General features: G+C 47.9%; 12 protein-coding genes. 4 read left to right on the top strand and 8 right to left on the bottom strand.

What is annotated here, in order from left to right; genetic code table 11:
- Nucleotides 1-295: 295 nt before the first annotated feature.
- From HGP28_RS10395 to HGP28_RS10385, 3 genes are read right to left on the bottom strand one after another with little or no spacing between them, the layout of a single operon-like run.
- On the bottom strand, nt 296-3,409 hold the full coding sequence (locus tag HGP28_RS10395; protein ID WP_168836396.1) for an efflux RND transporter permease subunit: 3,114 nt from the start codon (nt 3,407-3,409) through the stop codon (nt 296-298).
- Entirely contained in the window at nt 3,406-4,470 is a 1,065-nt protein-coding gene (locus tag HGP28_RS10390; RefSeq protein WP_168836395.1) for an efflux RND transporter periplasmic adaptor subunit, read from the bottom strand. Before HGP28_RS10390 ends, HGP28_RS10395 begins: the two co-directional genes overlap by 4 nt.
- Nucleotides 4,470-5,543, bottom strand: coding sequence for an efflux RND transporter periplasmic adaptor subunit (locus tag HGP28_RS10385; protein ID WP_439333851.1), 1,074 nt, complete (start codon nt 5,541-5,543; stop codon nt 4,470-4,472). The genes HGP28_RS10390 and HGP28_RS10385 overlap by 1 nt, the downstream gene beginning before the upstream one ends.
- Nucleotides 5,544-5,834: 291 nt before the next feature.
- Between HGP28_RS10385 and HGP28_RS10380 the strand changes: the two genes are divergently transcribed.
- Nucleotides 5,835-6,044, top strand: coding sequence for a hypothetical protein (locus HGP28_RS10380; protein ID WP_168836394.1), 210 nt, complete (start codon nt 5,835-5,837; stop codon nt 6,042-6,044).
- Nucleotides 6,045-6,105: 61 nt separating this feature from the next.
- Here HGP28_RS10380 and HGP28_RS10375 read toward each other — a convergent pair whose 3' ends face one another.
- Complete coding sequence (locus HGP28_RS10375; protein WP_168836393.1) at nt 6,106-13,917, bottom strand: Ig-like domain-containing protein; 7,812 nt, start codon at nt 13,915-13,917, stop codon at nt 6,106-6,108.
- Nucleotides 13,918-14,226: 309 nt separating this feature from the next.
- Here HGP28_RS10375 and HGP28_RS10370 point away from each other — a divergent pair, with 309 nt between their 5' ends.
- Entirely contained in the window at nt 14,227-15,006 is a 780-nt protein-coding gene (locus HGP28_RS10370; protein ID WP_168836392.1) for a TetR/AcrR family transcriptional regulator, read from the top strand.
- On the opposite strand, the gene HGP28_RS10365 is transcribed toward HGP28_RS10370, so the two are convergent.
- The 3 genes from HGP28_RS10365 to HGP28_RS10355 form a co-directional block, all read right to left on the bottom strand.
- Nucleotides 14,974-16,104, bottom strand: coding sequence for a S1 family peptidase (locus HGP28_RS10365; protein ID WP_168836391.1), 1,131 nt, complete (start codon nt 16,102-16,104; stop codon nt 14,974-14,976). The two genes, HGP28_RS10370 and HGP28_RS10365, sit on opposite strands and share 33 nt — an antisense overlap.
- Before the next feature lie 89 nt (nt 16,105-16,193).
- On the bottom strand, nt 16,194-17,324 hold the full coding sequence (gene gcvT, locus HGP28_RS10360) for a glycine cleavage system aminomethyltransferase GcvT (protein ID WP_168836543.1): 1,131 nt from the start codon (nt 17,322-17,324) through the stop codon (nt 16,194-16,196).
- Nucleotides 17,325-17,385: 61 nt separating this feature from the next.
- Complete coding sequence (locus HGP28_RS10355; protein ID WP_439333850.1) at nt 17,386-18,072, bottom strand: helix-turn-helix domain-containing protein; 687 nt, start codon at nt 18,070-18,072, stop codon at nt 17,386-17,388.
- A 211-nt stretch (nt 18,073-18,283) separates the two neighbouring features.
- Between HGP28_RS10355 and gcvH the strand changes: the two genes are divergently transcribed.
- Nucleotides 18,284-18,667 (top strand): glycine cleavage system protein GcvH, encoded by a 384-nt coding sequence (gcvH, locus tag HGP28_RS10350; RefSeq protein ID WP_168836390.1) that lies wholly within the window; start codon nt 18,284-18,286, stop codon nt 18,665-18,667.
- A gap of 354 nt (nt 18,668-19,021) precedes the next feature.
- Nucleotides 19,022-21,889 carry an aminomethyl-transferring glycine dehydrogenase gene (gene gcvP, locus HGP28_RS10345; protein WP_168836541.1) on the top strand — a complete coding sequence of 956 codons (2,868 nt, stop codon included), beginning with the start codon at nt 19,022-19,024 and terminating at the stop codon, nt 21,887-21,889.
- A 244-nt stretch (nt 21,890-22,133) separates the two neighbouring features.
- Here the strand turns inward: gcvP and HGP28_RS10340 are convergent, their stop codons facing one another.
- Entirely contained in the window at nt 22,134-22,442 is a 309-nt protein-coding gene (locus HGP28_RS10340; protein WP_244896769.1) for a hypothetical protein, read from the bottom strand.
- Nucleotides 22,443-22,671 lie beyond the last annotated feature (229 nt).

The raw sequence follows: 22,671 nt of genomic DNA, 5'->3' as shown, positions 1-22,671 counted from the left end.
TTATTCGCCAAAATTCCCTTGCAAGCGATGCGTTTTCCGAATCACAATGCAACATTTTTTTAACACCTTGCAAGTAAGAATGATGAAGTGCGGTATTGCTTCAAAATATGAACTTTGCGATGAGAAAAAAGCCCCACCAAAAAGGCAGGGCTGCTAGCAGGACGATCACTTATTGTGAAAGATGACTATACCCACACAACTTGGAGTTGCAGGTAGGCGGCAAACGAACAAAGCCTCTGAGCATAGACGACCTATGTGATGAGGTTTGTGAGAGCCAGCCAACAACCCTGCAGCTTCAAGTGGTACGGGTATTAATTGACACCCCATCGGCGAATTGAACGGGTGTTGTTTGAGTTTGTGGCTGCGGGTGGATTTTAAACAAAATCGCAAACATCACAGGCACAACGATCAAGGTTAATACGGTGGCGAATCCCAGTCCCGCCATTATGGTAATCGCCATTGAACCAAAGAACGCATCAAACATCAGTGGGATCATACCCAGTATCGTGGTCAATGCGGCCATACTCACCGGGCGCACTCGACTGACCGCACTGTCGATAATCGCAGTATAAGGATCTTTACCTGAACCAAGTTCAAGATTAATTTGATCAAGCAGCACAATACCGTTTTTCAATATCATTCCGCTTAAACTCAATAAACCCAAGAACGCGGTGAAACTGAAAGGCATATTGGTCGCCAATAAACCAAACGCAACACCGATAATCGATAAAGGCACGGTAAACCAGATCACTAACGGCTTTTTAAACGCATTAAACAGCAACATGGTGATAACAAACATCAACAAATACCCCATAGGTAAAGAGCCAAAGAGCGCTTCTTGTGCCTCTTTTGATGATTCATACTCACCACCCCACGTAATCTCGTAACCATCAGGTAGCGGTAATGCCATCACTTTAGGCGAAATACGTGCAAAAAGCGCCGCAGGGGTATCTTGACTAAGAATGTCGTGATCGGCCAAAACCGTCAGAGTCCGCTTACGATCGCGTCGCTGAATCAAAGGATCGTTCCAGGTTAAATCAACCCCATCGATCACCAGCTCCATCGGCACGTAAGTTTGCAATGAAGGGCTCCATACTTTTACATTTTGCAGACTCTCAAAGTCAATGCGCTCAGCTTCTGGCAAACGTCCCACGATAGGTAAAATCTCTGTGCCATCACGCAGCAGTCCCATCGTGCTACCACCAAAGGCCATTTGCATCGTATTTGACAAATCTTCTTTTGAGATCCCAAGACGGCGCGCTTTTGATTCGTTAAATATTGGCACTAACTCTTTGGTTCGCTCGCGCCAATCATGACGAATGTTACGCGCGCCAGGGTCGGTATGCAGCACATCTTCAACTTGCAACGCAATATTGCGTAACACTTGCGGATCAGGGCCGGTAATTCTTGCTTCAATCTTTGACGCAGGTGAAGGGCCAAATTCCATCATTTTGAATTGAAATGTTGGCGCATCAAACTGCTGTGGCAAAGCGTTTGTAAGCTCATCCAATACTTCGAACATCGCCTCTCGACTCACAGTTCGAACTTGCAGTTGCGCGTAGGCTTCGTAACTTTTTTCCGGCTGATACGTCAAAACAAAACGCAATAGGCCTTGGCCCACTGATGTTGAAACAAATTCAACTTGGTCGTTATTGCGAATAAACGCTTCAACTACCTCGGTTTGTTCAACCGTTGCACGAATGTCAGTGCCTTCTGGCATCCACATATCAACATAAAACATCGGGGTGTTTGACGGTGGGAAAAACTGCTGTTTTACCATGCCAAACGCCATCACTGCTGAGACCAACAACCCCACCATAGCCGCTACCGTAAGCCAACGAAAACGCAGTGCGATTTTGAGCGTTCCAGCAAACAGCACAAACAGCCAACCTTTGTAAGGATCGTCATCGGTAGCATCGTCTGCACTGCTCTCTTTTAACAGTAAATCAGCCAAAAACGGCGTGATCGTAATAGCCGTGATCCAGCTTAAAAACAGTGAATAGCACAGAACCCAAAACAGCGAGCCCATAAACTCACCTGTCGCGTCTTCTGATAAACCAATCGGGGCGAAAGCGGTGATGGCAATGACCGTGGCACCAAGTAAAGGCCATTGCGTCTGTTTAACGATATCACTGGCCGCTTGCCGTTTGGTACGCCCTTTCTTTAAGCCAACCAAAATACCTTCTACCACCACAATGGCGTTATCCACCAGCATGCCCAACGCAATAATTAATGCGCCAAGAGAGATTCGATGCAGCTCAATATCGTTGTACTTCATCAAAATGAACGTACCCAATACGGTTAGCAGCAGCACGGCACCAATGATAAGGCCACTGCGCAGCCCCATAGCAAAGAGCAATACCACGATAACAATCGCGACGGCTTCTGCGAGACTGACCACAAACCCACGCACTGAGGTGTCCACTTCTGCCGCTTGATTGTAGAAATGATCAAGCGTAACGCCAGCCGGTTTTATCGACTCAAGCTGCGCCAGTTTGGCATCTATGTTCTTACCCACCTCAACCACATTCACACCAGAAGCAAAGGAGATAGCAAGGTTAATGGCCGGTTTACCGTTAAAGGTAATCACATTGCTCGGCTTTTCTTGTAAACCTCGAGAAATCGTCGCAACATCTTTTAGGCGGATCAGGTTGCCGGTATCTCGGCCATGAATAATCAGGTTTTCTAATGACTCGACTGAGGTTAAGGTGCCACTGGGACGAATCGCCAAACTTTCACCATTCACCATGACCTCACCAGATGACACAACATTGTTTTGACGATTGAGCAAACCAACGACCGTGCTCATGTCCAAGTTAAGTGAATTCAAGCGATCCAACGAAACTTCTACAAACAACATTTCCGTTTGATGTCCGGCAATCGTCACCTTGCCAACGCCATCAAGTAATTCAAGATCGCGAGCGAGCATATTGGCATAGCGTTTTAACTCAACATAGTCGTACCCATCGCCAGAGAGCATAAGCATAATGCCGTAAACGTCACCGAAATCATCAATGATCGACAGCGAATTGACTCCTTGTGGCAATGACGGACGTAAGTCGTTAATTTTGCGCCGCATTTCATCCCAAATTTGGGGCAGCTCGTCCGGACCATAGTCCATTTTCATGCTGACCATAATTTGGGACATGCCGTTTGACGATGTCGACGAAATTTTATCGACATACGGCAATTTTCGAATCTCTTTCTCTAACGGATAGGTAAGCTCCTCTTCCACCTCTTTCGGAGTCGCTCCCGGATAAGTGGCCATAATCATCGCATCTTTAATGGTAAAGGCAGGATCTTCTAAACGGCCTAAGTCTAAAAAGGAAACCACGCCACCAATGGCCAAGATGACGATAAATAACCAGCTGATTACACGGTTTTTTATTGAGTATTGTGCAATATTCATCCGTTATTTTTCTCCACCAATTTGACCGGAGTGCCGGCACGCAGTTTACGTAAATTTGAGCGGATCAATTGATCACCTTGGCTCACACCACGATGCACCACCGCCCCATGACCATTAATTTGTGAAATCGCCACTTCGACGCGATTTGGCAGCGAATCTTCAAGTTTCCACACATAAAATTGGCCGGGCTCATCGCCAGCTTGTAACACACTCATAGGCACTTGATAGCCCTCAATTGCGCTGATCCCCGCCGCCACCATATCGACGGTAATACTGGCACTGGTACCCGGTAACACCTGAGGCTGGATCTGCGGCATAGCAAGCCACATTAAATAACTGCCACTTTGTGCACTGGGTTCGCTACTGTGCTCAAGATATTGCATTTGATACTGCTCAGTGTGACCAGAGAAACTGACCATAGGACGATATGGCGCTCGCGCGCTTTCGGGATTAATCATGGTAAGTACGTTGTCTGAAAGCTCAATTTCAACATACAAGCTTTCGTCTTTATAGAGATTCACTACCGGCTCGCCGACGGCAACCGTCTCAAAACGCTCAGTAAAAACCTCTGAGACAGCACCATCAAAAGGCGCGACTAAGCGAGTGTATGCCAACTGATTTTTTGCCAGTTCAAACTGAGCTTTGGCCAGTTTTTGGTTGGCATAAAGACGATCGCGCTCGGCGCTTGAAATCATCTCACGCTTAAATAATTCTTCACCGCGTTGGTACTGCTTTAATGCTAAGTCAAACTGCGCTTGGGTATCGTTAAAGGCTTGTTGCGCGGTCGCATCATCTAGCTTTGCCAGCAATTGGCCCTTTTTCACGTTATCGCCTGTCTTGACCAAAACATGCAGTACCTCGCCTGCGCGACGAAACGCCAGTTCAGTTTGTTCGGCAGGAACCACCTGGCCTTTAAACTGGCGAAATTGATTTTTCACCGGCTCGCCCACATCGAACGTTGAAACATATAGCGGCGCCTCGTTTGTGGTAGGTGCATTTGGTTTACAACCAACAATTACAGAGACACTTAGCAGTGCTAACACCATTGAACTGCGCTTCATTAGATCCCCTCCTCTCGACGCCATACTTTAACTTGCTGACCTTCAACCAAGCTTTCGACACCGGCCACCACCACCAATGCATCATTTGCCAGCCCTGAAATCACGCGGCCTTGTTGGTTGAGCGACACCGTTTTGGCGCTAACGCGATGTGTTGTAGGGTCTAATGTCCAAATAACCCCGCTTTCCGCTTGACGCGACACCCAGGCTGACTTGGGTAATACCGTCCCTATTTGCTCAACATCACGCGCGACATGCACCTGCCCGGTCATTCCACTGAGCAAATTGCGCTCGGCCGGCCGCTCAATGGTCAATATGGCTTGGTAACTATTAGTATCGCTATTTGGCTTGGTGGAAATTTCTTTTAGCACACCATAAATAGGCGTCGTTGGATCGCTATCGAGGGTGAACCACATCTTCTTATTAGGAAGTGTTTGAAAATCAGCTCGCTCAACATAGCTGACAGGAAGGGTAAAAGAGACATCAAGCTGGTGGTTATCAATGATGTTGAGAATTTGCTGTTTCGCTCCCACCACTTGGTAAGGTTTTGCAAACGTCGACGACACAATACCATCAAACGGCGCTCGCAATCGCGTATAACCAAGCTCGGTTTGCGCTTGCTGAAAATGGGCTTTTTCAGCTTTATAACGGGTTTCCGTTTGCTCGTACACATCCGTACTGACTAAATTCTTTTGATATAAACTCTGGGTGCGCTGCCACTCATTTTGAGCCAATTCAAAACTGGCTTGCGCGGCATCTAAAGCGTATTGCAAATCACTGGCATCTAGTGTCGCTAACACCTCACCACGTTGCACCCTCTGCCCCATTCTCACATCCATTGAAGCCACTTGTCCGGCGACTTGAAATGAGAGCTGGGCTCGCTGAGTCGCATCAATTTGTGCAAGAAAGCCATCACTAGATTGAGTCGCGGTAGATTCGATCGCTAACACCTTTACTGGCGGGATCACTATCGCGTCGGTGGGGTTAGACGCTGCCTCTTTACAGCCGCTCAACATCATCGAGCCAAGGGCGATCACTAAAATACCCTGCAGCGGAAGAATTGAATTTCGTTTCACTCTCGCATCCTGTTTATATTACACAGTCGTGCAGTATAATGAAAAGCGAACCACATTCAATATATTTTCCAATTGGATAGCATAAAAGTTACCCGCCGTTTATACCAAACCAAACACGCGCGCCTAAATGCCCACAGTGCAACCTATTGAATAAAATCTCATTTTCCCCATCTAAACTGTAATTTTTAGATCAAAAATGAAATTAATATGAAATTAGGTTGACTATTTTGTGCGCTAGTCGTATATTTTGATTGTGGATTTGAAATAAAATTACGAATTGGAGGTAATGTTATGTCTAATCTTCTAACCGCTATCGCAACTTTGTTTATTACTGAAAAAGATTATTTGGGTCGTAACATTGATGAAGTGATCAGCCGTCTGGCTGCACAAACTGAGTCTAATGCTCACGAATGGGCCTATTTGCGCGATGAAAAAGTGTACGAAAACACAGTCAGTGGACTAAAAGTATACCCTCACGAGCGCTGTGGACGCGCCGCATAAATTGACCGAATAAAAAAAACCGCACTGAGTGCGGTTTTTTGCGTATTACGATTCGAGTCTATTAAAATAGCGGTGAAATACAAGATACAAAAGCCTCACTAGAGTTCGTACCTGTTGTATCGTCACCATTGGTCAGGTTAAACAGCTCCGGCTGCCCACCCGAGGTTGAGCTGGTCCAATAATTCACCGCGCCAGGCCAACCATAACCCGACATCAAATTACCGTACTGTAAGTAAAGTAATCTTAAATCAAATTCCGACGGTAACTCCCAATTTGACTCGCCTGCAAATCCAATAGAGGCCAAATAGTCACACCATTGCGCCGCTTGCCCCGAAGCGCTGCTACCCGAGAGCTGGTCAAACAGGCCGAAAGTGCCAACTGGCGCAACGGTCTGCTGCCTTGTTCCTGTATAGGTTTTTTCAAGGCCTGCACTACCTGGATTCTCAGTAAAACCTAATCGCTCAAGTGCCGCAAGGCTAGGCGATGAAGTGAACCAATCGCCAAATGCGGTCGAAATCACTTTCAAGCACGCCGTCGCCGCATTGGTCTTACTTGCATTATTAAAGCCGCCACACAATGGAATTGAACGCTTACCTAAGTTTGCGACCGTAACCTCCGATGGTGCGCTGGTTTTTCCTTCGTAGCTTCCGGTCACATTGACCGTACCTTGTTTGATACCCCGCGCGAGCCCTGCTGACGAAACTGTCAGCACACTGGTATTGCTACTTTGCCAGGTGACTCCCTCTTGCAGTTCAGCGGTTGAGTTATCGGTATACTCCCCGGTTGCCTCAAATTGAACTGTCGCATTGATATTAAGCGTATCGGATGTCGGTCGAATAATCACACTTGTCAGAGCCGCATCGGTAATTTCGATATCCACCGGATCACTGGTAATGCTGCCTTTCGTCGCGGTCACCGTCACTTTCGCGGTAGGCTCCAACGCCGTCACCTCACCCGAACTTGATACGGTGAGCTGTGTCGTATCGCTCGATACCCAGCTAACGTCCGTTAAAGGTTGTGATGTGCCGTTACTGTAGGTGCCACTGGCTTGCAATTGCGCACTAACGCCTTTCGGTAATGTTAATGTGTCTGGCGTGACCGATATCGACTCCAGTACTGCATCCGTTACCGTGATACTACTGTTAGGGCTCGTCAATGTCCCTTTAACGGCATAAACCGTAATATCGGTACCCACCGCAAGCGCGGTCGCCAGCCCCGATTGGGCAATTGACAACTCGCTTGGCTGGGCGCTGTACCATGTCACTTCATCGGTGATCACTTTCTCTGTGCCATTACTAAATTGCCCCAGTGCGCGAAATTGAAGCTGACGGCCTTCTGGAACACTGGCTTCAACCGGCGAAATATTGATCGTATCCAACGTTGCATCCGTGATCGTCACAGTCGCTTCATTACTCGACACACCATCAAGATAAGCTCGAACGGTTTGGTTGGTTGATGGTGAGACCGCTTGCAATAACCCACTGGAATTAATCGTAAAGGAATTATTGTCGCTGCCACTCCAAGCCACCTGAGTAGTGATATCTGCACTGCTATTGTCGCTGTATATACCCACCGCTGTCATGGTAACGGTTTGTCCATCGGCTATGCCAATGATTGCTGGCGTGATTTGAATCGACGTTAAAGTAACATCAGTCACCGTCACCTGAGCTTGGTTACTGGTGAGTCCCTCATACGTTGCCGTCACCGCAACGTTACTGGCCACCGCTTCACCAGTAACAACGCCGGACAAACTCACGCTGACATCTGTGGTGTTGGCGCTTTGCCAAGTGACCAATGACGTCACATCTTGAGTAGACTTATCACTAAACACCATAGTTGCCGTCATGGCTTGCGTTTGCCCTTTTGCAATCGACAATACCGCAGGGGTAATTTGAATCGACTCTGGAACTGCCGCCACCACGGAGACATCAACCACGTTACTGCGAATGCCATTCAAATAGGCGTCAATTGTGTTACCTGTACTGACTTCAAGTCCGGTGATTTTACCCATTGGATTGACAATCACATTGCTACTATCGCCAGTCCACCACGATACGGAGTCCGTCACATTTTGAGCACTGTTATCGGAATAGATTGCAATTGCGGTCAGATTGGTTGATAACCCTTTCGCTATCGAAACGCTGCTAGGTTCAATTTGCACCTCAATTACCGTCGCATCCGTCACCGTAATAGTCGCATCGTTACTTAAAATTCCCTGATAAGTCGCATTCACTAAGGTTTTATCACTCACCGCAACCGCCGTGGTTAACCCTTCTGCACTCACCGTCACATTGGCGGTATTCGATGAGCTCCAACTGACCACGTCGGTTAAGTTAACCGTCGTGTTGTCTGTATAAAGACCTATTGCCGTAAGTTGCTGAGAACTGCCTAACGCGACCGAGATAGAAGCAGGTGTCACCTGAATACTAACCAGCTGTCGGTCAATCACATCCACTTCTGCGGTGTTACTGGTCACATTACCTAATTTCGCAAACAAGCTGTTGTCACTACTCACAACAAGCCCTGTTACCACCCCTTCGCTCGTCAAACTGATGTTGGTACTGCTACCAGTAAGCCAGTCGACTTGATCGGTAATATCAAAACGGCTGTTATCACTGTACTGACCAATCGCGGAAAATGACCCCATGCTTCCTTTGGGTATGCTCTGTAAGCTCGGCGTGACATCAATCGACTGCAATATCGCCGCGGTCACTGCCACACTCACGCTGTTACTGGTAATGCCTGAATCATTTGCCGTGATCGTGGTTCCTTCACTGGTGGTCACCCCTTGAACTAACCCAGTCGCGCTGACCGAAACATCCGTGGTATTGCTCGAGATCCAGTTCACTGTATCAGTTAGGTTTTGTGTGGTTTGATCACTAAATCGCCCTGTTGCAGTGAGTTGCTGAGTGATCCCTTTTGCGATAGACAGCTGCGCTGGAGTAATTTGCAACTCCACCAGCACCGCATCTGTCACCGTCATCAGTGCGGTATTACTCGTGACACCATCAAGAAACGCCTCAATTTTGGTATCGCTGCTCACATTGTTGGCATAGGCAAGGCCCGTCGCATTTATCGTCACATCTTCGGTCGATAAACTTTCCCAAGTCACCGTATCCGTAATATTGACGCTATCACCGTTGCTGTAGTGACCAATCGCGGTATATTGCTGCGTATACCCTTTCGCGATCGATAGTGTTGCTGGGGTTATCTGAATACTAGAGAGCACTGCATTGGTCACGGTAATGGTACTGCTGTTGCTTACCTTTCCTTCGTAACTTGCGGTTACAGTGACGTTGTCACCAACAGCAACCGCCGTTACATTACCGGTCCCACTTACCGTCGCAATGGACGTATCAGAGGAAAGCCAGCTCACCACATCCGTCAAATTCAACGTACTGTTATCGGTGTATATACCCGTCGCTTGTAACTGCTGCGTGGTGCCCGCTGCGAGTGACACTGTGGCTGGAGTGATTTGGATGCTCACAAGCTCTCTGTCGGTTACATCCACGGTCACTGTATTACTTGTTACGCCATCAAGCTTACTAAACACTTGATTGCCAGTGCTTACCGCAATACCGGTGGCGACGCCACTGCCATTTAGTGTGATGTTGGTACTCGCATTTGTGAGCCACGAAACCCGATCCGTTAAGTCAAAGCGTGTATTATCACTGTAGTTACCTGTAGCGGTGAATTGACCACTGTTGCCTTTCGGTATCGAGATACTGTTTGGCGTGACATCAATCGATTGTAAAGTCGCCGCTGTCACTGTGATAGTTGCGGTGTTACTCGTGATACCTAATAAGTTTGCATTCACTTGAGTGCCTGAGCTGGCAAGCAAGCCTTGGATAACACCAGCCGAACTCACTGTTACATTAGCCGTATTACTGGAAATCCAATTTACCTCACTAGTGAGATCTTTCGATGTCTGGTCGCTAAATTGACCGGTTGCGGTTAATTGACTGGTAATGCCTTGGGCAATCGACACTTGCGTTGGCGTGATCTGCAACGCAACCAAAGCGGCATCTGTGACTGTCACTTTGGCACTGTTACTGGTCACCGTTCCCAAAACAGCTTCTACAGTCACATCGCTGCCTACACCTGCCGCGTAAGCCAAACCTGACTTACTCATTGTCACATCTGCGGTATCTAAACTTTGCCACACTACTTGATCAGTAATATCGGCGGTGGTGCCATCGCTGTAATTGCCCACGGCAGTAAATTGTTGGGTGTACCCCTTTGCAAGGGAAACGGTTGCAGGCGTGATTTGAATACTTTGCAGCGATGCATCGGTGACAATCACTTTGGCAGTCGATGACGTAAGAGAAAACGTCGCAGTAATCACAACGCCATCAGAACCCGTTGCTGCTAATGCCGTGGCTTGACCCTCTTTAGTAATTGACACAAGTGACGGGTCTGCACTGGTCCAATTGACGGAATCTGTCACGTTCCTTGTGGTGTCGTTACTAAAGCGGCCAATGGCTTCGAACTGGCCACTTACCCCTTTGGCGACAATGGATTCATTAGGGATCACTTGTAATGAAACCAAATTGGCTGGCGCTACATCGAGGCGAATGCTATTACTGACCGTACCATTTAGTGACGCCGTAACCTGAACAGCACTCGAAACCGCGACGCCAAAGGCGACACCATTTCCGGTTATGGTCACACTGGCTGTATCACTTGAAACCCAACTCACTTGGTTAGTGACATCCTCTGTTGTGCCATCACTAAAGATCGCAACAGCAGAAAGGTTTACTGTGGTCCCTTGTGGGAAAATATTATTTTGAGTAGAAATGACCAGCTTACTTAATGTCGAAGCAATCACGGTAATGGTGCTCGAATTACTGGTGACGCCATTCCATGTACCAGAGATGCTAGCGGAAGACGGCGCCAACAATGCTCTTACGTCACCTGTCGAAGAGACCGTCACGGAAGTATCATTACTGCTCTGCCAATCGATTTGATCAGTAACATCTTGGGATGTTCCGTCACTGAAGTTGGCAATCGCGGTCAGCTGAGTTTGTAACCCTTGAACTAAGGTTGCTTGGGTTGGCGTCACCTGTACCGAGGTCAGAGTAGCACTGGTGATGGTCACATCCGCATCACTACTGGTAACACCATCGAGAAGTGCGGTAATTTCCACTTCCGGATTTTCTGCAATGGCGTAACCCAGCCCTTGATCGTTGATGGTGAAGTCTGTGGTAGCGCTGCTGCTCCATGAGACTTTGTCGGTCACATCACTGCGTGAGTTATCACTGTAAAATGCTGTCGCCGTGAATTGTTGACGGCTTCCCTTCGTGAGGCTAATTCCACTTGGCGTCACTTGAATCATACTCAGCGTCGCAGCAGTCACACTAACCGTCACCGTGTTACTGGCAATACCTGAATAGACCGCCGCCAGTGTGGCATCCCCAATCACAGCAAGGCCAGTGACTTCGCCCTCTGAATTGACAGAAATTGCACCCACACTGCTATTGGTCCAACCGACTTCATTGGTAATATCTCGAGTTGACTTATCACTAAAAACGCCAACGGCCGTCAGAGAGGCGCTTTCCCCTTTCGCAAGGTTTAACACGCTCGGTGTCACTTGAATGCTTTGCAATACTGCATCATTGATTCGAACATTGCTGATTTGGCTACTCACACCATCCAAGGTGGCGCTAACCTGTGTATCCCCAACCGAAACAGCGGTCAAAACACCCGCGGCATTGATGGTCGCAATCGCATTGTCAGAGGTTTTCCATAAAACGTCAGTGGTCACATTGCGCTGCGACTTATCACTATAAGTACCAAGAGCGGTGTATTGCTGCGTGAGTCCTTTTGGCATTTGCAACGTCGCTGGTAATATCACTAACTCAGTTAACTTAGCGTCACTCACCACAATTGCGACATCATTGCTGGTGATCCCAACCAGCGACGCGGTCACAGTCACATTGGTATTGGTCGCCACCGCCGTTGCAACGCCGCCTCCATCGCCTGATTCTATCGTCAATGATTGTGGATCTGAGCTTTGCCAAGTCACCAATGAGGTGAGGTTGTATACCGTTTTATCACTAAAATGACCCATAGCTTCAAACTGCTGCGACGTTCCCACCGGAAGTGTGTCACTCGGTGGTGTGACTTGGATGGTTTCCAATTGGGCAGCGCTCACCACCAACAGCGCGTTGGCGCTTTGAATTCCGTCATAAGCGGCGGTAATAACCGCATCACCGGTGGTAATTGAACTGGCAAGCCCCGCCGAATTGACGGTGGCAACAGCTGTATCATTACTGTTCCAAACCACAACGTTCGATAAATCGACGGTGCTCGAGTCTGAATAAACGCCTATCGCAGTAAACTGCCCGGTGTACCCTTTAGGTATGGTTAGCGTTGAGGGTGAAATTTGAATCTGAGTCAAAGTCGGCTTGGTGACCACCAACTGAGCACTGTTACTGACGATATTATTTAGCGTAGCCGTTATTGTTGAGTTACCTTCATCAGCCGCTAACGCAAGTCCAGACGACGTCACGGTCACAACATTGGTATTGCTGCTTTTCCACGCCACAAGACTTGTTACGTCATGCTGACTGCCATCGGTTAACGTCGCAGTGGCTGTGAACTGTACATTAAGCCCTTTAACCAAGGTGTCTTGCGCGGGTGTTATTTGAATACTCGAGATCTCAGCCGGAGCAACGGTGACGGCAACGGTATTACTTTTAACCGCACCCAGTACCGCTTGCACCGTAACGTCACTGGAGGTAGTGGCGGTGGTATTGGCGCCAAAAATAACGCCATTTTGCGCGGCAACAACCTCGTTGGTGTTGTTACTGATCCAAAACACTTGGTCTGTGACGGTTTGTTTCGTGCCATCACTGTAAATCCCAGTGGCGGTGAGCTGCGCCGTATTCCCGCGCACAATAGAAAGCGTCGCAGGTGTGACTTGGATTTGTTCCAATTGTGCATTAGTGGTTGACGCCTCAACGTTATTACTGGTGATGCCATCCAATGTTGCGGTGATCACCGCACTACTGTTTGCAGTATCAACACTTACGACCCCATCATCGGTAATGCTCACGGCACTGGTACTGTGAGACCAACTCACTTCATCTGTCACATCTCGTGTGGTCTGGTCGCTGTAGATGGCTTGTGCGGTCAGCGTCTGAGTCAAACCTTGCGCAAGTGAAAAGGTCGAAGGTTCAACAAAAATCGCCACAAGCGGTGCGGAAGTGATCTCAACAGACACTGAGTTACTGTTAATCCCCAAAAAGGAAGCAGAGATGGCCACACTAGGATCAGCAAGCAAGGCCTGTAGTACGCCTTCACTGGTGACACTGGCAGCGGTTGCATTACTGACTTGCCAACTTACCTGATCAGTTAGATTTGCGGTTGTGTTATCCGAGTAGAGTCCCGTTGCCGAGAGCTGCTGCGTTGCTCCGACCACCATAGCAACCGTTTTAGGTGTCACTTGAATGGAGAGCAGCTCAGGCGCTTTCGCCACAAAGGTCAGCGCGTTACTGGTGATCCCTTGATACACTGCGGTAATTTGGCTTTGACCACTAGCACTGACGGCTTTCACATTCCCCGTACTATCAACCGTCATGCTCGTTTGATTAGAACTGCTCCAAGCGACAACATCGGTAATATTCGCAGTAATGTTGGATTTAAAAACACCAATCGCCTGCAACTGCTGCTCATTGCCTTCGACGAGCTCAAGCGTGTTCACACCAGAGTGACTGCGTGATAGTGGCAATATCTGAATACTGACCAGTTCCTCTTCTTCAATGATGGTGACATGAGAACTGTCCCCACAGCCACTGAGTATCAAACACAGGACAAAAAATACCCATCGAGACAATAATGATGCAAATTGTGACGTAGTGAAACCGTGCATTGGTGCTCTCCGTTTAAAACCGCGAAAAATAAATTTCGTAACCGAAAAGAAGCGTAGAGCACAAAACTATCAATACCGTGTATCAAAATTTCTACCATGCAAAATTGCCGAGCTTCGGATGAAAAATCGTGCAACTGCCCCTTTCTTGAGACGGCTCAACCGCTGCATCAACAGAAAAACGGGCGTTTGGCTGTTCATAAATTTGAGAGTAATGCAATATATTTTCCAATTGGAAAGCATAAGTGGTAGTCTTGTCGCTAAGCTTTTGCTAAAAGATAAGATTATTAGTAGGGTATTGACGGAAACAGTATGTCAGAGCGAAAACAGGGCCGACGCAGTGCGGAAGAGGCCGAGCATACCAAATGTGAAATTATGCGCGTTGCGGCAGATATGTTTGCCGAACATGGGTTTGAAGGCGTTTCGCTGCGTAACATTAGCGAAAAAGCGGGAGTTTCCCACAGCTTGATCCGCTACCATTTTGGTAGCAAAGAAAAAATATGGAAAGAAGTCACCGACGCGATGGATGCATTTATGCAAGAGTACATCGTGGCACTCATGGATGATATTCCTAAGCATCTAAACAGCGCCAATCGTGCCTATCAATTTTTGGTGCGCATGAATGCCTTTACCCTTGTCATTCCGCAACCGATCCAATTTATTGCCGATGCTGTGCGCGTTTCAAACAGTGAGCTTTTTGAATACTTCATCGCGACAAAAGACGAATTCGCGACCATGTTTGACAATTTGTTTGATGAGTACAATCAGGAAAACCCAAATAACCCAATCAACATTTGGGAAATGCGTTGGCAGATGCTTCAAAGCGCACACGCAGCAGTGAGTTTAAAACCAATGCTAGATGAAACATGGCCAGAATACCGCAATAACCCAGATAAGCTGCTTTTAAAGCATTGGCAACTGTTTAGTAAAAATATCGCCATGCAGTTGCACATACCGCTTAACGATCATCTCAATCCCGAGTCACTTGATGAGCTGCTATTGCCGATGGCAAATTGTGCGACGGCAACAACAGCTGAAACGACACCAAGCGAAGCGGCGTTATCGAGCTGCTCTGCGGCGCCAAAAGAGTAGCGCAGCCAGAACAGCACTTCCTAATCCTATTCCGCCTCCAGAGCTTCCTCCTGAGGCGGTGGGTATTGAAGCACTGTTATCACCATTACTAACACTCGTGCCGCCACTGGCATAAAACTCATCGCGCTGCGCATTGGTTATGGTCACTTTAGCCGCTTCGCTTCCTGCCAGTACATTAGCAATCCAACTGCGATAATCTTGCAACTCAGTAAACACTGAGGTGATCGGTAAATCAGGATCGCCGCATTGATTTGGGCCAAAGCTGGTTAAACCGACCAAGATCTGTTGACCAAATTCCGTTTGCCAATAGACAGGCCCTCCCGAGTCGCCCTGACACGTGCTGTTTTTCAGCTGGGTAAAACTGCTGAAATCACCATCAAAACAGATTTGTTTTCCGGTCAAACGAAAACCATTTAAAAACACGTTCGCACACACACTATTGGTCGCATAACTTAATGATGTGGCAAGTAAACGTGAGCTGGTATCTGAGCCACTGCGTGTATTGCCATGCCCTAAAGCATTAAATACCGCGTTAGTCCGACGGTAACTTTCATCGCTTGAAAGCATTGCAACATCATTGACCGCGTCAATATTCATTGGCGTATCGAGCTTTAAAATCGCAATATCATCAGGAAACAAAAACGTGCCTGAATTAATAAATGTATCCGGATAATAAATGGCACTAACGCGATGGCGCTGAACATTGCCAAACGGGTAATCTCGCTCATTTTCAAGCTGAGGCACAACCGTCACATACATTTGAACCGAAATATCACCTTCGATGCAGTGAGCGGCCGTTACCACATGAGATGGGTCCAAAATCGCCGCGCCGCAAAACGGCGTTTGAGTAAACGCACCAGTGTATTCTAACGTGTCGTAAAACAAGCTGGCGAAAGAGGGATAAGCCTGAGCAGAGACGACGTTTCCATTGACGATACGTGGTGATACAGCCGCGATTTCTTGCGTTTCGTCGTTTGAGTCTGCAGTGGCCACGCTTAACGCGGCCATTGCAGGTTGCGCTAAAAAGAGGGAAGCCAAAGTCGTTCCGAGGATAGAAAATCGACTGACGTGTACACGGGAAAGAGGAAAGAGGGTCATTTGCGCTCCTTGCTGAGCGCTAACGACCGGTAAAATCCTCAAGCAACGCAGTGCTGTTCCAAGAGGTTTAACTGAGTGTCACGCTCTGATTATTCTTTACCACGAAAATACCTCTGCGGCACAAATGGCAACGCCACCACTTCCATTGCCAAGCGTTTACCCCGCACTTCCGCAAAAATTTCAGTTTTGATAACGGCCAAATCCGAATGCACATACGCCATCGAAATCGGTCGATTGATCGTCGGCCCCAGCGTGCCACTGGTCACAATCCCAACTTCGTTTCCACTTGCATCAAACAGTTGCGTGCCTTCTCGCACCGGCGCTTTCGTCAAACCGATTAAACCCACTCGCTTGCGCGCAAAACGTTTAGATGCGATCTGTTGCAATATGACATTCGCCCCGACAAAGTGGCCTTCGCGCGCACCACCTAAGCGACGAACCGGACTGACTGCCCAGATCAAACTCGCTTCAACAGGAGTGGTGCTTGAGTCGAGATCATGCCCGTATAAACACAAACCCGCTTCAAGCCGAAGTGAATCACGCGCACCTAGGCCAACCCACTCCACCTCGTCGAACTGAAGGAGTGTGTCAGCCAAAGATTTCGCAAATTCGGATGTGACCGAGATCTCAAAACCGTCTTCTCCAGTATAGCCACTGCGTGACACGATGCATGGAATGCCAGCTAAATCTAACGCTAAAACATCCATAAAAAGCATGTTCGAGACAGCGCTATTCAATTGACTCAATATTGTGACAGCTTGAGGGCCTTGCAACGCCAATAAAGCCCGGTCTTGAAGCAGCTCAAGACCCACATCTTCAGGTAAATCTCGCTGTAAAATCGCAAGGTCGTGTTCAATACGAGCCGCGTTAACCACCAAAAACAGCGCTTCGCCTAAATTTGCCACCATGAGATCGTCTTCGATGCCGCCTTTCTCATTGGTAAACAGACCATACCTTTGCTTACCAACCGGCAAGTCGATGACATCAATTGGCACCAAACGTTCAAGATAGGCAGCGGCATTACGCCCGGTGAGTTTAATCTGCCCCATATGCGACACATCAAACAGACCTGCGGCCTCGCGAGTGTGTAAATGTTCTTTTTTCACGCCAAGTGGGTATTGCACTGGCATGCTATAGCCCGCAAATGGGACCATTTTAGCCCCCGCTTCAATATGCATCTCATAAAGTGGTGTATGACGTAATTCCATCGTGCTATCCATTCCTTCTATTCGTTCCACTTGGGTACACCCGTTCCACTTAAAGTTGTTTGGGTATATAACGCTATTTTGCCGTCACCCAAAGGATTTGAGCGTCATCTTGACTTGTTGATGTCAGCATGTGCCCCATATTGGCGTCGTAATAAACACTGTCTCCCGCAGCCAAAATAATCGGCTCATAAAATTCACTGTAAAACATCACCGAACCCGACAGAATCAGCAAAAACTCCTCACCTTCATGACGCACCCAATCCGGATACTGTTCAATATCGCGCGCCCGTATCGTGCTCTTAAACGGCGTCATTTTTTTATTGGAAAGTTGGGTGACCAGCAGCTCATGCTCATAAGTTGGCGTTGGGTGTGTCTTGCCTTGCCCACACAGTGTAATGTCGCGGCGTCCCGTCGCGGCGGGCGTGCTTGGTGGCTCAAAAATCTGAGGCATGTCAATCTCAAACCCGTGAGCCAATTTCTGCATTGCTTGAAAGGTGGGTGAAATCTGCTCGTTTTCAATTTTACTCAATGTTGAACGTGCTAAACCGGTACGCTGACTCGCCTCTTCTAAGGTTAATCCTTGCTCGGTGCGCAACTGTTTAATTCGTTCCCCAAGGCGCAAAGGTTCAATGCCATCACGCCCTTCTGCCAAGCGGTTCGTTTTGCCTGCTGTCACCGCTAAAGACGCCTCATCACAACGGTGTTGCGCCATTTTATTCGACGCTAGATGCGCATTTTCTGTGCCCGTCACGACTATCACACCCTTCTCTTCAATGAATTTAGCCTATTGTGCATCAGCAACCAATGTTATAAAAGTGTAATCAATTTGCAAAAACGCGGCATTCGTTGCAAATTTGTCAACAAAGTTTCTTATTGGAAACTTATTATTGTCTAATTATTCATCAGAAACTAAACCCACTTTCACCTACTCTTAAACAGCAAAATACGATTGAATCTTTGGAGAAAAGGAAATGGATAACACACTGAAGTTTACCGACAGCCATGAATGGGTCCGTGACAATGGCGATGGCACAGCAACGGTTGGGATTTCAGATCATGCTCAGCAAATGCTCGGCGATGTCGTCTTTGTCGATTTGCCCGAAATTGATGATGAAATCGACGCAGGAGACAATTTTTCATTAGTAGAATCGGTAAAAGCCGCCTCTGATATTTATGCGCCCGTGACAGGCATTGTCATTGAAGTGAATGAGGATCTTGAAGATAGCCCAGAGCTGATTAACGAAGAGCCTTATGAGGGCGGTTGGATTGCACGAGTCAAACTGAGCGCGCCTGACGAGCTTGATGATCTTAAAGACGCAGAAGAGTACCTAAACAGCATTGACGACGACGAATAATCGCCAGAATCAATACGATAATTCGATCTCACGTGCCGATTCGAGCGCGTGATGAGCTACACCCCAATGACTGCCGTATAACAACATATCATACCCAAGCAACTTGGCGGTTCAGGGAGGGGGCAAACGAATAAAGCCTCTGAGTATAGGGTGACTATGCGATGAGGTTTGTGAGTGTCCGTCCCGCTCTTTGTAACGAAAAGCGGTTGTAACCAAAACGCTTGTAACGAAAAGCGGTTGTAACCAAAACGCTTGTAACGAAAAGCACTGAAACGCCAAGTTGGAAGGTACACGCAGTTATAAATTTAAACGGGTATTCAACTTCACGGGAAACTAATTTTCATGTCTCAACACATGCCCCCACTGCTAACACAGTTAAGTCCAGCCAAAGAATTTATTGCACGGCATAATGGCCCATCGCCCGCCGAGCAAGCGATTATGCTCAGCGCGCTCAATGCGCCATCACTCGATGCACTAATTGACCAAACCGTACCCAGCGCAATTCGGCTTGAAACACCGCTCAATTTAGCGCCAGCGCAAAGCGAGGCAACAACGCTTGACCAACTCAAACAATTTGCCGCGCGCAACCAAATCCATCGAAGCTTTATCGGCCAAGGGTATTACAACACCTTTACGCCAAATGTTATTTTACGCAATGTATTAGAAAACCCAGGCTGGTACACCGCTTACACGCCCTACCAACCGGAAATTTCCCAAGGCCGCTTAGAAGCGCTGCTCAATTTTCAGCAGATGGTGATGGATTTAACTGGCATGGAGATCGCCAATGCATCGCTATTAGATGAAGCTACCGCTGCCGCAGAAGCAATGACACTGTGCAAAAGAGCCGGAAAACATCGCAGCAATTGCTTCTTTATTGCCGACGATGTTCACCCTCAAACTATTGAGGTCGTAAAAACGCGCGCGGAATTTATTGGATTTACTACTCAAGTGGCGCCGATGGAAGCATTGGAAAATGCCGATGTGTTTGGCGCGCTGTTGCAATACCCCTCTACCACAGGGGAAGTGCGCTCCCTCTCGGAAACCATAGCGCGCGCGCATCAACAAAAAACACTGGTCTGCGTCGCCACCGATTTGCTCGCTTCTACCCTGCTAACACCAGCGGGCGAAATGGGCGCGGATGTGGTGATTGGCTCTGCGCAGCGCTTTGGCGTTCCCATGGGATATGGTGGGCCGCATGCCGCCTTTATGGCCACACGCGACAAATTTAAACGCACCATGCCCGGGCGCGTGATTGGAGTGTCGATTGATCGCAATGGCAAACCAGCACTTCGCATGGCAATGCAGACTCGCGAGCAGCACATTCGCCGCGAAAAGGCGACGTCCAACATCTGCACCGCGCAAGCGCTTCTTGCTAACATGGCTGGCTTTTATGCGGTGTATCACGGCGCAACAGGGCTGTTAACTATGGCGAGCCGCATCCATCACTTCACCGCCATTCTTGCTTCTGGATTAGCCAAAACTGGTTACGAGCTGTGCCATCAGCACTTTTTTGACACCCTAACATTAAACAGTGGCGCGCGAACTCAAGAGCTGTACGAGGAAGCGCTTAAACGCGGGCTCAATTTGCGCCACTACCCTGATCAAACTCGTCTTGGTATCAGCTTTGATGAGACCACCACCCTCGATGACGTTCATGCACTGTTTGATCTGTTTGGCATTAAAGAGTCACTTCACGCCTTATCTAACGCAATTGCGGAAAACGAATTTTTTGCCATTCCAGAAAACTGCCGTCGCCAAAGCGATTTTCTCACCCATTCGGTTTTTAACCAGCATCACAGTGAAACTCAAATGATGCGGTATCTTAAGAAACTGGAAAACAAAGATTTTTCTTTGGTTCATGGCATGATCCCACTGGGCAGTTGCACGATGAAACTCAATGCCGCAACCGAAATGATCCCAGTCACCTGGCCTGAATTTGGTCAACTTCACCCCTTTGCGCCAAAAGAGCAAGCGCAAGGCTATTTCGCGCTAGCAGACGATCTCAAACGCAAGTTGTGTGAGATCACTGGCTATGACGCCTTTTCATTGCAACCAAACTCGGGCGCATCGGGTGAATATGCGGGGCTTATTGCCATTCAGCGTTACCACCAAAGTCGCGGTGAAGAGCAGCGCAATGTCTGTTTAATTCCAAGCTCAGCTCATGGCACCAACCCGGCTAGCGCGTCGATGCTGTCGATGAAAGTCGTGGTGGTCAATTGTGACGAGGATGGCAACATTGACCTTGCCGATCTTAACGCCAAAATTGACCAATACCGTGACACCCTTTCATGCATCATGATCACCTACCCCTCAACACACGGTGTTTTTGAAACCGAAGTCAAACAGGTATGCGAACGTGTTCATCAGGCGGGAGGGCAAGTCTATCTTGACGGCGCGAATATGAATGCTCAAGTTGGCCTAACGTCGCCCGGACTGATTGGCGCGGATGTTTCGCACCTTAATTTGCACAAAACCTTCTGTATTCCTCATGGCGGCGGCGGCCCTGGTATGGGGCCTATTGGCGTAAAAGCGCACCTTGCTCCGTTTTTACCCGGACACATTGAAAATGGTATTGAAGGTAACAACTACGCCGTGGCCGCCGCCGATCTTGGCAGCGCTTCCATCTTACCAATTTCATGGGCTTACATCGCTATGATGGGGAGTGACGGCGTAACACTGGCCACCAAGTTAGCGATTTTAAACGCCAACTATGTAATGGAGCGTTTGCGGCCACATTATAATGTGCTTTATCGCGGTCAAAACGGGCGAGTAGCGCATGAATGTATTATTGATATTCGCCCGATCAAAGAGAGCAGTGGCATTTCAGAAGAAGATATCGCAAAGCGGCTGATGGATTATGGTTTTCACGCGCCTACCATGTCGTTCCCTGTGGCTGGCACGTTAATGATTGAACCGACGGAATCTGAAGATTTGGCCGAGCTGGATCGTTTTTGCGATGCCATGATCGCGATTCGCCAAGAAATTCACCAAGTTCAATCTGGTGAATGGCCAAAGGACAACAATCCGCTGTGTCACGCGCCTCACACTCAAGCTGACATTAGCTCAGACTCTTGGGAACGCCCCTACTCGCGCGAACTGGCGGCATTTCCCACTGTGGCAACTCGAACGGCCAAATATTGGCCAACCGTGAACCGAGTGGACAATGTTTATGGCGATCGCAATCTTATTTGTTCGTGCCCAGATATGAGTGCTTATGAGTAGGTTTTTTAGTGTTGTCACGTCACAATAAAGTTTGTGACTAGATTAATTAAGTCTGTGACTGAAATTAAGTTTGTGACTTAAATTTTAGAAAAGAAAAGCGAACCGGATGGTTCGCTTTTTGGTTATTGGGTTAAGCTATCTGCCATTAATTAACTCTGCGACTCTGCTGGCATGCACCTGGACATATCCATGTAGGACTAGATAAAAAATACCCCGGAAATCCGGGGCATCGAGCTTTTACAACCTAGAAGAGACTTTTCAATCCCGTCTTAATTGATTCCGTGACAATGGTAGTTAACGCTTTGGCTGGTAACTTCTTCAAGTCATCTTCAAAGTATTTACCAACCTCACTTTTAGTTAGGGTGCTTAGTCGCTCTCGCCCTTTAGCAGTCAGCCAAAACATCTTGCAGCAGAGTTCAATGTCCCAAGCATCACCATAACTATCAAACATAACACCGGCTTCACCCATGGTCTTGTAGGGCGTCAGATCGCAATCGACAATCAATCCCTCTTCAACGAGGAGCTGGAAGTGAAGATGGAACTTCGCATCCAACCGGCATTCATGTTCATTGTTGTTTAAGTAGACCTTGATGCCTAGGGCTTCTAGATCTTTAACAGTGGTGAGGTTCTAATCGTTTTCCTCAATAGCTATAAGTAGCTCTCGTAAGTATAAATTTTCTATGCTCATTTATTTTTTTGTTTAGCACAGATTGTAACCCTCCCCATTTTAGTGGCAGTCTAAATTAGAGTTTTTCCTACTTTCATGCTTAGCCAGATATTCC

The organism is Vibrio agarilyticus (assembly GCF_012641465.1).
Classification (GTDB): domain Bacteria; phylum Pseudomonadota; class Gammaproteobacteria; order Enterobacterales; family Vibrionaceae; genus Vibrio; species Vibrio agarilyticus.
Note: the sequence above shows the minus strand (reverse complement) of the source record. Positions and strands in the feature narration are given on the sequence as shown.